10 protein-coding genes are annotated in these 12,568 nt (G+C 36.5%); 4 read left to right on the top strand and 6 right to left on the bottom strand.

What is annotated here, in order from left to right; all coding sequences use genetic code 11:
- Positions 1 to 2: 2 nt before the first annotated feature.
- Positions 3 to 326, bottom strand: coding sequence for a YbaB/EbfC family nucleoid-associated protein (locus tag FEDK69T_RS14055; protein ID WP_023574845.1), 324 nt, complete (start codon positions 324 to 326; stop codon positions 3 to 5).
- Positions 327 to 470: 144 nt separating this feature from the next.
- Here FEDK69T_RS14055 and FEDK69T_RS14050 point away from each other — a divergent pair, with 144 nt between their 5' ends.
- Positions 471 to 2,531: a S9 family peptidase gene (locus FEDK69T_RS14050; protein ID WP_023574844.1), complete on the top strand. Its 2,061-nt coding sequence runs from the start codon at positions 471 to 473 to the stop codon at positions 2,529 to 2,531.
- Between the two features lie 81 nt (positions 2,532 to 2,612).
- Positions 2,613 to 3,653: a PLP-dependent cysteine synthase family protein gene (locus tag FEDK69T_RS14045; protein ID WP_023574843.1), complete on the top strand. Its 1,041-nt coding sequence runs from the start codon at positions 2,613 to 2,615 to the stop codon at positions 3,651 to 3,653.
- A gap of 328 nt (positions 3,654 to 3,981) precedes the next feature.
- Here FEDK69T_RS14045 and FEDK69T_RS14035 read toward each other — a convergent pair whose 3' ends face one another.
- Positions 3,982 to 4,692 (bottom strand): YebC/PmpR family DNA-binding transcriptional regulator, encoded by a 711-nt coding sequence (locus tag FEDK69T_RS14035; protein WP_023574841.1) that lies wholly within the window; start codon positions 4,690 to 4,692, stop codon positions 3,982 to 3,984.
- Between the two features lie 121 nt (positions 4,693 to 4,813).
- Here FEDK69T_RS14035 and FEDK69T_RS14030 point away from each other — a divergent pair, with 121 nt between their 5' ends.
- Positions 4,814 to 5,422, top strand: a complete 609-nt coding sequence (locus tag FEDK69T_RS14030) for a porin family protein (protein ID WP_023574840.1) — start codon at positions 4,814 to 4,816, stop codon at positions 5,420 to 5,422.
- A gap of 64 nt (positions 5,423 to 5,486) precedes the next feature.
- Here the strand turns inward: FEDK69T_RS14030 and gcvT are convergent, their stop codons facing one another.
- From gcvT to thrA, 4 genes are all read right to left on the bottom strand, one after another.
- Complete coding sequence (gene gcvT / locus FEDK69T_RS14025; RefSeq protein WP_023574839.1) at positions 5,487 to 6,569, bottom strand: glycine cleavage system aminomethyltransferase GcvT; 1,083 nt, start codon at positions 6,567 to 6,569, stop codon at positions 5,487 to 5,489.
- A 76-nt stretch (positions 6,570 to 6,645) separates the two neighbouring features.
- Entirely contained in the window at positions 6,646 to 7,932 is a 1,287-nt protein-coding gene (gene thrC, locus FEDK69T_RS14020; protein WP_023574838.1) for a threonine synthase, read from the bottom strand.
- Positions 7,933 to 7,942: 10 nt separating this feature from the next.
- Entirely contained in the window at positions 7,943 to 8,866 is a 924-nt protein-coding gene (locus FEDK69T_RS14015) for a homoserine kinase (protein ID WP_023574837.1), read from the bottom strand.
- A gap of 8 nt (positions 8,867 to 8,874) precedes the next feature.
- Positions 8,875 to 11,316 carry a bifunctional aspartate kinase/homoserine dehydrogenase I gene (gene thrA, locus FEDK69T_RS14010; RefSeq protein WP_023574836.1) on the bottom strand — a complete coding sequence of 814 codons (2,442 nt, stop codon included), beginning with the start codon at positions 11,314 to 11,316 and terminating at the stop codon, positions 8,875 to 8,877.
- 355 nt (positions 11,317 to 11,671) lie between these two features.
- On the opposite strand from thrA, the gene FEDK69T_RS14005 reads away from it, so the two are divergent.
- Positions 11,672 to 12,517 carry an NAD(P)H-hydrate dehydratase gene (locus tag FEDK69T_RS14005; RefSeq protein WP_023574834.1) on the top strand — a complete coding sequence of 282 codons (846 nt, stop codon included), beginning with the start codon at positions 11,672 to 11,674 and terminating at the stop codon, positions 12,515 to 12,517.
- Positions 12,518 to 12,568: the final 51 nt, after the last annotated feature.

Here is a 12,568-nt window from a genome sequence, read left to right as displayed (position 1 = left end):
TTTTATTTAAACATGTCCATTCCTGGAATGTTCGGCATACCGTCTTTGGCAACCGCAGCTAATTCTGCTTCATTTACATTGGTTGCTTTTTCGATGGCTTTGTTCATAACTAGAATCAAATAATCTTCCAATTGTTCTTTGTCTTCCAGTAAACTGTCATCAATTGTAATGGATTTTACTTTTCTGTTTGCTGTCAGCGTAGCCTTCAAAAGCCCGTCGTTGCTCTGTTCATCAATTAAAACGGTATCCAAACGTTTTTTCGTTTCTTCAATTTTTTGTTGGGTTTCTTTTAGTTTACCCATCATCCCCATGATATCTCCAAACATGTTAATAAATTTAGTTATTATTGATTTGCAAAATTATTAAATTGCAAAGAGATATTTATGTCAACATTATAAAAAAATCAATTTCCTTTGACTTGCGTTTGTTTTATTTTTGCATCCGCAATTGCTCAAAATAATAAACCTAAAATGGTAGATACAATAACGGCACCTTTGGCAGCCGTAAAGCCAAAACAACTTGAAAAACACGGGCATGTTCGTACAGACGATTATTATTGGCTAAATGAAAGGGAAAACCCGGAAGTAATCGATTATCTTAACAAGGAAAACGATTATTACAATAAAATGACTGAGCATACCAAACAATTCCAAGCCGATTTGTTTGAAGAGATGAAGTCGAGAATCAAAGAAGACGACAGTTCTGTTCCTTACCTTTACAACGGATATTATTATATTACCCGATTTGAAAAGGGGAAAGATTATCCGATTTATTCAAGAAAAAAGGAGAGTTTGGATGCCAATGAGGAAATCATGTTCGATTGCAACGAAATGGCAAAAGGATTTGCATATTTTCAGTTGAGCGGACTCAGTGTCAGCGAAAATAACAAATGGTGTGCCTTTGGTGTTGATACCGTTTCCCGGCGTGAATACACCATTCAGATAAAAAACCTTGAAACCGGTGAAATTCTTCCGGTAAAATTAGAAAAAACTACTGGAGGCTCAACTTGGGCGGCCGATAACAAAACTTTGTTTTATACGCGTAAAGATTCGGTAACCCTGCGTTCTGATAAGATTTATAAGCATAAATTAGGTTCGGAAGCCAATGAGGATCAGGTGGTTTTTTATGAAAAAGACGACACGTTTTCCACCTTCATTTATAAAGAGAAATCAAAAAAATATCTGGTAATCGGTTCTTCAAGTACCCTTACATCGGAATATCAGATTTTAAGAGCTGATAACCCTGACGGTAAATTTGAAATGTTCCAGAAAAGAACTCGCGGATTGGAATATTCCATTTCGCATTTCGGAGACAGTTTTTATGTGGTGACCAATAAAGACAAGGCGACCAATTTCAAATTGATGAAAACGCCTGAAAGTGCCACTTCAAAAGACAATTGGGTCGATTTGATTCCGCACCGTATAGATACTTTGTTGGAAGGTATTGATATTTTCAGAGATTATCTGGTTGTGGAAGAACGCAACAATGGCCTGAACAAGATCAGAATCATGCCTTGGAGCGGCGAAGGGGAATATTATCTGCCTTTTGATATCGAAACGTATACTGCTTATACTACCACGAATGTTGATTTCGATACGGAAATACTGCGTTACAGTTACCAGTCGATGGCCACGCCTCCTTCGGTGATTGATTTCAACATGCGCACCAAAGAAAAAACCATCAAAAAAGAGCAGGAAGTTCTTGGCGGGAAATTCGATAAAAATAATTACACCGAAGAGCGAATTTGGGCCACTGCCAAAGACGGAACCAAAGTGCCTGTTTCTTTAGTGTACCGAAACGGAATTAAGAAAGACGGTAGCAATCCTTTCTTATTGTATGCCTACGGTTCTTATGGTTCTTCTATGGATCCTTATTTTTCATCCATCCGTTTGAGTTTACTGGACAGAGGCTTTATATATGGCATTGCGCATATACGCGGCGGAGAAGATTTGGGACGCGAATGGTACGATAACGGGAAGTTGCTTAAAAAGAAAAACACATTCACCGATTTTATAGATTGTTCCAGATATGTGATTGAGCAAAAGTACACTTCAGAAAAGCATTTGTATGCTGAAGGTGGCTCTGCCGGAGGACTGTTGATGGGTGTTGTTGTTAATGAAGCGCCTGAACTGTATAATGGAGTTATTGCTCAGGTTCCTTTTGTTGATGTTATAACCACAATGCTAGATGATACTATTCCGCTTACGACGGGTGAATATGACGAGTGGGGGAACCCGAATGAGAAGAAATATTACGATTATATGCTGTCTTATTCGCCTTACGATAATATTAAAAAACAAAAATATCCGAATTTGTTAGTGACCACAGGATTACACGATTCACAAGTGCAATATTGGGAGCCGGCAAAGTGGGTTGCCAGAATGAGGGTTATGAAGCTGGGAGACAGTCAGTTATTTTTAGATACCAATATGGATACGGGACATGGCGGCGCTTCCGGAAGATTTGAAGCAATCAAAGAAGTGACAAAAGAGTATACTTTTTTGTTAGATTTAGAAGGAATTAAAAAGTAGATAAATAAATTTTTATACATTTGCAAGGTTGTGAATATTTCAAAAAATGATTACATTCACACATTGAGTAATTTATTTTTTATGAAAGAAGAAATAAAAGCCTATAATAACGTATTGGAATTAATAGGGCATACACCCCTAATAAGGCTTAATACAATCACAGAAGGATTAAAAGGCAACTTTTTTGCGAAAGTAGAAGCTTTTAATCCGGGTCATTCAACAAAAGACAGAATTGCTCTTTACATTATAGAAGAAGCGGAGAAAAGAGGGATTTTAAAACCCGGAGATACTATTATCGAAACTACTTCAGGAAATACTGGTTTCAGTATTGCAATGGTTAGTATCATAAAAGGATACGATTGTGTTTTGGCTGTTAGTTCAAAATCTTCAAAAGATAAAATTGACATGCTGAGAGCAATGGGAGCAAAAGTTTATGTTTGCCCGGCCCATGTTTCTGCAGATGATCCCCGTTCTTATTATAATGTTGCAAAACGTTTACACGAAGAAACCAAAGGTTCGGTGTATATCAACCAATATTTCAATGATTTGAATGTTGATGCACATTACAATTCCACAGGTCCTGAAATCTGGGAGCAGACAAAAGGAAGAATCACTCACCTTATTGCTTGCAGCGGTACTGGAGGAACAATTTCCGGAACAGCACGTTTTTTAAAAGAAAAAAATCCAAACATAAAAGTTTTAGGTGTTGATGCTTTTGGATCGGTTTTGAAAAAATATCACGAAACAAGAGAGTTTGACAACGAAGAAATTTACCCATACAGAATCGAAGGTTTAGGTAAAAATTTAATTCCAACCGCAACTGATTTTGATGCGATAGATAAATTTACCAAAGTAACAGACGAAGAAAGTGCTCATACGGCTAGAGAAATAGCTAAAAAAGAAGGTTTGTTTGTTGGGTATACTTCAGGAGCTGCCATGCAGGCTGTTAAGCAATTTGCTGAAGAAGGAGAATTCGATGAAAATAGTAATATAGTTGTTATTTTCCCTGACCATGGTTCCCGTTATATGAGTAAAGTGTTCAGTGATGAATGGATGAACGAGCAAGGATTCTTTGATAGTATTAATGCAGAGGAAGTTCAAAAGATTGAATTTATAAAATAGATATCTTAGATAGTTGGATTTTTAGACTTCTTAGGTTGACAGAAATAAAGAATAACTCCGCTGAAAAGTGGAGTTTTTTTATGAATATTAAGAGCAACCCTTAAAGATAATGGAAGGAGCCCAACTCTTTGATCTATCCGCCAAAAAGAGGCCAATGAAAGAATGGGTTCAGGTTTTTTACCATCATGGGGATAAATGGAAAAATTTTGGCATAAAAACTATGGAGCATGTTCAGCAGAATAATGTCACCAAAAAAAAAACTCCGTTTTTTAAACGGAGTTTTTTTATTGTTTCTTCTAGGAATTCTAATATCTAATAAGTCTTGATTTTATTCCTGCATAGTGTGATAAACGTTCATCACATCATCATCTTCTTCAATTTTCTCTAATAACTTCTCAACATCGGCAACTTGCTCCGGTGTTAATTCTTTTGTGATTTGAGGAATGCGTTCGAAACCGGATGATAAGATTTCAATGTTTCTGTTTTCAAGTTCTTTTTGGATAGCACCAAAACTTTCAAATGGAGCATACATTAATATACCGTCTTCGTCTGCGAATATTTCTTCCACCCCAAAGTCGATCATTTCCAATTCCAGTTCTTCCACATCTTGGCCTTCTGAAGGGATGCGGAAGTTACATGTATGGTCAAACATGAATTCTACAGAACCTTGTGTCCCCATAGTTCCGTTGCATTTGTTGAAGTAACTTCTGATATTGGCAACCGTTCTGTTGTTATTGTCTGTAGCAGTTTCGATCAGAATGGCAATTCCGTGAGGTGCATAGCCTTCAAATAAAACCTCCTTAAAATTGGCGGTATCTTTATCAGATGCTTTTTTAATTGCTCTCTCTACGTTGTCTTTTGGCATATTAGCTGCCTTTGCATTTTGTATAACAGCTCTTAAGCGGGAGTTGGTTTCCGGGTTCGGTCCGCCTTCCTTAACAGCCATTACAATATCTTTTCCAATTCGTGTAAACGTTTTAGCCATTGCTGACCAACGTTTCATTTTACGTGCTTTTCTGAATTCAAACGCTCTTCCCATTTCTAATGAATTTATTTGAGAATGCAAAAATAATAAATAGTCAAAACTTTTAAAGCAATGTTTTAATCTTTTTTAGTGTCAGAATTTTTCGTAAATTTTACTGCATTTATAAACTTTAAATATGAAAAAAATTATTTGCTTGGGTTTGGTGTTAAGCGGCTTTTTGGGATTTTCTCAACAAAGGGAAAAAGGTACTATAGAAGTGGCTCCTATTGTTGGTTCTGCCGCCTCAATTTATTATACGAGAGATAAACTTTCAAAGGACCCTGAACCTATTTCATCCGTTAATTTTGGTGTGAATGGTGATTATTACTTTAATAACCGTTGGAGTTTGCGCTCTGGTTTGTTATTTCAAAGAATGGGAAGCGAATATGATTTAACTGCGATTGGAGGTGAGATGACAAAAGACAAATTAGATTATTTGACTTTACCGGCTAATGCAAACTGGCATTTTGGGAAAACAAGAAAATGGAATTTGAATTTCGGACCAAGTTTCGGATTTTTACTTTCAGCAAAATCTAACGATAGAGATATTAAAAAGCATTTAAGTTCTTTTCAGCTTGGACTTAATTTCGGGGTTGGCTACAAATTTGAAATTAAGGAGAATATCGGGATTTTAGTTGATTATCAAGGAATGGGTGGATTGACAGAAGTGACTAATGAAGGAGCAGATATTAAATTTGGGAATGTTCACAGTTCTTTTAATTTAGGCTGTGTGATTCGACTGTAATCTGAATATTGAAGTTAAAAAAAGCCGATTTTTAAAATCGGCTTTTTGATTGTAAGAAGTAATTTTATTTTTTGTAAAATGGCAATTTCACCACTTTAGCTGGAACATCATTTTTTCTGATTCTGATGAAAATTTCGCTGTCAACAGTAGACAAAGATGATGGTACATAGCCTAACCCAATACCTTTGTTCATTGATGGTGACATGGTTCCTGAAGTTACTACTCCAATAACACTTCCGCTTCCGTCAACGATTTCGTAATCATGACGTGGAATCGCGCGCTCAGTCATTTCAAAAGCAACTAATTTTCTACCAACACCGTTCTCTTTTTGATTTTTAAGGTTAGCCGAATTGGTGAATTCTTTATCGAATTTCGTAATCCATCCCAAACCAGCTTCTAAAGGAGACGTTGTATCGTTGATGTCATTTCCGTATAAGCAGAAGCCCATTTCTAAACGTAAAGTATCACGAGCTGCTAATCCGATTGGTTTGATTCCGAATGTTGCACCTGCTTCAAATACTTTATTCCAGATCATTTCAGCATCTTCATTTTTGAAATAGATTTCAAAACCTCCTGAACCGGTATATCCTGTTGCAGAAACAACTACGTCTTTCACTCCGGCAAATTCTCCGATCTGGAAAGAATAATATGGCATGTTTACCAAATCAATTGAGGTTAACGACTGCATTGCTTCAGCTGCTTTTGGACCTTGAATAGCCAACAAAGAGTAGTTGTCTGAAAGGTTTTGCATATCTACGCCCATATCGTTATGAGAAGAAATCCAGTTCCAGTCTTTTTCAATATTTGAAGCATTAACCACTAACATGTAGTGATTGTCTTCAATTTTATAAACGATTAAATCGTCAACAATTCCACCTTCATTGTTTGGTAAACAAGAATATTGTGCTTTTCCGTCAACTAATTTTGATGCATCGTTTGAAGTTACTTTCTGAATTAAAGCCAAAGCATTTTCGCCTTTCAAAAAGAATTCTCCCATGTGAGAAACATCAAAAACACCTACGCCGTTACGAACAGTTTCGTGTTCTATGTTAACTCCTTCATACTGAACAGGCATGTTGTAACCTGCAAACGGAACCATTTTTGCTCCTAAACCTTCGTGAACGTGCGTTAATGCTGTATTTTTCATCTTGTGTTGATTGTTTATTTTCGGTCGCTAAGTTATTGATTTTTTACCGAGTGACAAAGTGATGTACCTACAGAAATCATAAGCTTAAAAATTTTTTAAAATCGGTGTAGTTTTCTATTTTAATACTGACTTTTTGCTTCTTAAATAAGTCTTTTAATTGGTTTGGTACTTGTAGTTTTAAATCTAAAGCATTTTCAACGGTTTCTGAAAATTTTATTGGATGTGCAGTTTCCAAAAATATACCAACAGCCTCATTTTTGTTTTCTAACTCTTTTTTTAGACCCAAATAACCGGTTACGCCGTGAGGTTCAGTTATATACTGACTGTTTTCGTAAATTAATTTTATAGTTTCCAAAGCCTTATTGTCATCAAATGGATAGGAAGTAAAATCTTGGAAAAAATTTTCAGCGTTGTTTTTGTAGAGTTCCTGAATTCGTGCAAAATTGCTCGGGTCACTAACATCCATCGCATTTGAAAGTGTTGCAATGGTTTTATTTGGTTGGTAATGACCATTTTTTAAAAAACGCGGCACTGTGTCGTTGGCATTTGTCGCTGCTACAAAATGTGAAATGGGTAGTCCTAATCGTTTAGCCATTACTCCGGCACATATATTGCCGAAATTACCGCTGGGACAGGAAAATACGATTTGTTTTTGGCGTTCTTTTAAAGCCTTGTATGCAAAGAAATAATAGAACATTTGCGGCAGCCAGCGCGCTATATTTATAGAGTTTGCTGATGTCAGATTAAGATTTTCAAGTTCTGTGTCTGAAAAGGCCTTTTTTACCATTTCCTGACAATCGTCAAAAGTGCCGGCTACTTCCAAAGCAGTAATGTTTTTGCCTAAAGTAGTGAGCTGTAATTCCTGAATTTCGCTTACTTTTCCACTGGGGTAAAGTATAACCACTTCTGTATTTTTTACTCCCAAAAAACCACTGGCTACAGCACCGCCGGTATCTCCGGAAGTGGCTACTAAAACAATTGTTTTTGCATTGGCATGGTTGAAATAACTTAAGCAACGCGACATAAACCTGGCACCGACATCTTTAAAAGCCAGTGTGGGACCATGAAACAGTTCAAGGGAATAAATATCTTTTTCTATTTCAATTAGCGGGAAATCAAATGACAGGGTTTCGTCAATTATTTGTTTTAATTCTGTTTCAGGAATCGCATTGCCAACGAATTGTTTAATGCATTCATATGCAATTTCAGTATTGCTGTAATTTTCAATTGTATTATAAAATGAATCTTTTAAAGGCGTCATCTTTTCTGGAAAATACAGCCCTTTGTCCGGTGCCAATCCATGTAAAACAGCCTCTTTAAAACTTACTTTATGTTCATGGTTATGTAAACTGTAATATAGCATCTTTCAAAAATTATTCAATTATACGAATTCCGTCTGGGTTTACTTTTGAAATATACGTCTCAAATGGAATATTATTCTTTTGGTATATTTCTTTTAATTGATCATTGACAGAAGTAGCATTCTTCAAACCTTTATTTAAAGTAAAAATCGAAGGCCCTGAACCTGAAATTCCAGCTCCCAAGGCACCGTTTTCTATCGCAGTTTTTTTCGCTTGGTCAAAACCCGGAATAAATTTGCTTCTTAATGGTTCTACTATATAATCCGTAAGGGATCGTCCTATCAAATCATAATCACTGGTGTATAAACCGGCGACAAGACCTCCAACATTTCCCCATTGCCTGATAGCGTTTTTAAGTTTGATTTCCGGGTTTAAAATCGCTCTCATTTCGGATGTTTTAAGTTCGATGTGAGGATGCAAGACGGTTACGTACAATTCTTCAGGACTTTTGATTTTTATTACATCCAAAGGATCATAACCGCGAACCAAAGTAAAGCCGCCAAGAAGGGCGGGTGCAACATTGTCAGCGTGTTCATTGCCGCTGGCCAAAGCTTCGCCTTTCATTGCATACTGTATCAGTTCGTGTCCGGAAAAAGGTTCTCCCAGTAATTTATTAATTCCGAAAACAGCACCCGCTGCACTTGCTGCCGAGCTGCCTATCCCGCTTCCGGCTTTTATCTTTTTACGAATTTCTATCTCGAAACCAAAATCTGTTTCATACGCATTTACTAATGCCAAAGCGGCAACACCGGCTACGTTTTTGTCAATCTCAAGAGGTAAATCAGCGCCTGTTATTTTGATAATCCTGATGCCTTTTTTATCAGATTTCCTAATAATCATTTCATCTCCAATCGTATCCAGGCACAAGCCTAAAACATCAAATCCGCAAGAAAGATTCGCTACAGTTGCAGGGGAAAAAATTCTAATACTTTCCATAGTCTCTTTTAAATGTTAGCAATTCGTATTACATCTGCAAAAATCCCCGAAGCGGTTACTGCTGCCCCCGCACCTGCGCCTTTTATAAGCAGAGGTTGTTCTGCATATCGGTCTGTATGAAACAGGACGATGTTATCTTTGCCTTCCAGATTGTAAAACGGATGTTCTTTTTCAATCAATTGTAAGCCGACTTTAGCTTTTCCATTTTCAAATTCGGCGACGTATTTTAAGCGGCAGTTTTTCGATGATGCTTCCAAAAAGAGTTTTTTAAAGTGCGCTTCATTTTCTTCTAACGCTTTAAAGAAATCATTAATGGATTCTGCTTCCAGCACTTCTTTAGGCAGGAAAGATTCATTGTGGATCTGGTCTATTTCCATCTGATATCCGCTTTCCCGGATTAGGATTAAAATTTTCCGCATCACATCAATTCCGCTCAAATCAATTTTTGGATCGGGCTCGGTATACCCTTCATTACCGGCTTGTTTCACAATGTCATGAAAACTGTAATCAGCACAAAAATGATTAAAGATGAAATTCAGACTTCCGGACAATACGGCTTGGATTTTATTTACCTTGTCACCTGAAACTATAAGATTTTTTAGCGTATTGATTATTGGCAGTCCGGCACCAACATTGGTTTCAAATAAAAATGGCGCTCCATATTTCAGGGAAAGATTTTTTAATTGGACGTAGTTTTCATAATCAGAGGAACAGGCAATTTTATTGCAGGTAACCACAGCAACATTTTGCTTTAAGAAATGCTGATAAACGGATGCAATTTGATTGTCGGCAGTATTATCAATAAATATGCTGTTTCTAAGGTTTAATTCTTCAACTTTTGATAGAAATGAATCGATGCAGGCCATTTCTCCACCTTTTAAAAGATTTTCCCAATTGTTCAAATCAATGCCGTCCTGATCAAAAATCATGGTTTTAGAATTGCAAACAGCAATTACCCTGATGTTTATCTTCAAATTGTCTTTTAAATATCTTTTTTGTTGTTGAATTTGTTCAATAAACTTGCTGCCCACATTTCCAACACCGGCTATAAAAAGGTTGAGTTGTTTAATGTTTCCTTCAAAGAACTTTTCATGAAGGCAATTCAACGCTTTTTTTACGTCTTTTTTATCGATAACTGATGATATGTTTCTTTCGGACGCACCCTGGGCAATGGCTCTGATATTTATATTGTTTTTTCCTAATGTGCTGAATATTTTTCCGCTTAAACCCTGATGATTTTTCATATTTTCACCAACAACAGCAATAATGCACTGGTCATTTTCAACAAGTGAAGGCTTAATTTTTTGTTGTTTGATTTCGTATTTGAATTCTTCATCAATGGCTGCTTTAGCCTTGAGTGAATCGTTTTCAGAAACAGCAATGCATATCGAATGTTCCGATGAGGCCTGTGTGATTAAAATGATATTGATTTTTTCTTTTGCAATTGCCCCGAAAAGTCTTTTGGATACTCCATAAACCCCAATTAAGCCAGAACCTTCAACTGTAATTAATGTAATATCCCCAATGTGACTGATTCCTTTTACGGGGTTTATGCTGTCATTCTTTTTGTTGTTTATGAGTGTGCCTATGGCTTCAGGTTCAAAAGTATTTTTAATTTGTACCGGAATATTTTTATTTAGAACAGGTTGAATTGTCGGAGCATACAAAACCTTTGCCCCAAAATGGGAAAGTTCCATGGCCTCTCTGTATAAAATATGGTCAATGGGCTTGGCCTGTTTTACAATTTTGGGATTAGCGGTGTACATGCCGCTAACGTCTGTCCAGATTTCCAATTGATCGGCATCCAGTGCAGCTGCGATAATAGCTGCTGTATAATCAGATCCGCCGCGACCAAGGGTAGTAATGTTTCCATTCTGATCTTTGGCAATGAAACCGGGAGCAATGATTATATCTGCCTGACATCTTTCAAAATAATATTGAATTGAATAATCAGTTAATTCAAAATTCACTTCGGCATTGCCAAAATTTGAATTCGTTACGATTAGTTCCTGTGCATCCCAATAGGCTACTTTTTGTTTTTCGGATTTTAGTTTTTCATATACAATTCTGGAAGAAAGAATTTCGCCAAAAGCCAGAATAAAATCTTTCTTTTTCGGAGATAATTCCCCTAGGTAAAAAGAACCTTTTAACAGATTATCGATTTGCCTGAAACAGCTTTCTACTTTTTCCAGTATAGCTTCTTGGTTTTTTTCAGGAATCACTTGAACGATAACATCGCAATGCTTTTGATACAATTCTTTTAAAATGATTTCGTATTTGTCATTGTGTGATTGCGACTTGTTAATGGCTTCATTTAAAGCATCAGTCACTCCTTTTAAAGCAGAAATGACAACTACTTTACGCTCTTTACATTTTTCCAAAAGAGCTACGACTTTCATTATATTATGGGCATTGGCAACAGAAGTACCGCCAAATTTTAAGACTTTCATGATGAAATGGATTTAGATTTTTAAATTTTCAGAATGAATTTATCCTGTTAACAGATTAAATTTTGATAAATAACTCAAATAAGAGTAAGAGCTCCTGCGTGTAAAAAATACACGTATACAAACGGATTATATGAAATGATTATACCCCAAACGGGGTAGTGGTAGTTGTTGTAGTCGTCGTTGAAGTAACTACAGCAGAAACGGCAACCAAAGAATTGGTTGTGGAAGAAACACTGTATGAATGATTGTTACTCAACATACTACAAATTTAAGTCTTTTTGGATTACAAAATATTTTCTTGCAAAAATAATTTTGAAACAGTTAAATTTTGTAATTTTATATAAAGCTCATACCTATGGAAAATACTGTATTGATAGATAGAAATGAAGCTTTAAAACGTTTCAGACCAATTTCCGGGAACAGCCACAAAGGTGTCCAAGGGCATGCCCTGATTGTGGGAGGAAGTTATGGGAAAATGGGTTCTGTTTGTCTTTCTTCAAAAGCTTGTCTTAAATCGGGTGCGGGTTTAGTTACGGCCTATATTCCCAAATGTGGATATGAAATTGTGCAGACGGCTCTTCCAGAAGCAATGGTTATAACGGATGATTACACGGACCATATTACGGCCATCGGATATAAGATTAAAGTTGATGCCGTTGCGATAGGAATGGGATTGGGACATCATTCGGATACCCAACACGCTTTGTATCATTTTCTGAAAATGACAGCTATTCCAATGGTTATTGATGCTGATGCTTTGAATATTCTTTCTGAAAACAAATCATGGTTTGAAATGTTGCCAAATCAGGCTGTTTTGACTCCGCATAAAAAAGAATTGGAACGTTTAATCGGAAGCTGGAATTCCCATGACGAAATGATAGAAAAAGTGAAGGCTTTTTCGGGGGATTTTGATGTTGTCGTTGTAGTTAAAGGAGCGCCAACATATAGTGTCTATTTGGATTCTGTTTTTGAAAATACTACAGGGAATCAAGCTTTGGCAACTGCCGGAAGTGGAGATGTTTTAAGCGGAATAATCGCAGGCTTGCTTTCACAGGGATATGCCGCTTTAGATGCGGGTGTTTTAGGTGTTTATCTTCACGGCTTAACGGCAAACATTGCTGTACCTGAAATCGGGCATCATTCCTTTATTGCTTCGGATTGCATAAACAATCTCGGCAAGGCTTTTTTAAGTTTGTATTAAAAAAATAAACCCTTTCAGAATGATTTCCGAAAGGGTTTAATTTTATATCTC

It is taken from the genome of Flavobacterium enshiense DK69 (assembly GCF_000498495.1).
GTDB classification, from domain to species: domain Bacteria; phylum Bacteroidota; class Bacteroidia; order Flavobacteriales; family Flavobacteriaceae; genus Flavobacterium; species Flavobacterium enshiense.
The sequence above is the reverse complement of the archived record's forward strand: the minus strand, read 5'-3'. Positions and strand labels throughout refer to the sequence as shown.

Bases quoted from the DNA above. Each gene is read 5' to 3' on its own strand.
- FEDK69T_RS14035 (WP_023574841.1), bottom strand. From the start codon at position 4,692: ATGGGAAGAGCGTTTGAATTCAGAAAAGCACGTAAAATGAAACGTTGG.
- FEDK69T_RS14050 (WP_023574844.1), top strand. From the start codon at position 471: ATGGTAGATACAATAACGGCACCTTTGGCAGCCGTAAAGCCAAAACAA.
- FEDK69T_RS14045 (WP_023574843.1), top strand. From the start codon at position 2,613: ATGAAAGAAGAAATAAAAGCCTATAATAACGTATTGGAATTAATAGGG.
- thrA (WP_023574836.1), bottom strand. From the start codon at position 11,316: ATGAAAGTCTTAAAATTTGGCGGTACTTCTGTTGCCAATGCCCATAAT.
- FEDK69T_RS14005 (WP_023574834.1), top strand. From the start codon at position 11,672: ATGGAAAATACTGTATTGATAGATAGAAATGAAGCTTTAAAACGTTTC.
- FEDK69T_RS14015 (WP_023574837.1), bottom strand. From the start codon at position 8,866: ATGGAAAGTATTAGAATTTTTTCCCCTGCAACTGTAGCGAATCTTTCT.
- gcvT (WP_023574839.1), bottom strand. From the start codon at position 6,569: ATGAAAAATACAGCATTAACGCACGTTCACGAAGGTTTAGGAGCAAAA.
- FEDK69T_RS14055 (WP_023574845.1), bottom strand. From the start codon at position 326: ATGTTTGGAGATATCATGGGGATGATGGGTAAACTAAAAGAAACCCAA.
- thrC (WP_023574838.1), bottom strand. From the start codon at position 7,932: ATGCTATATTACAGTTTACATAACCATGAACATAAAGTAAGTTTTAAA.
- FEDK69T_RS14030 (WP_023574840.1), top strand. From the start codon at position 4,814: ATGAAAAAAATTATTTGCTTGGGTTTGGTGTTAAGCGGCTTTTTGGGA.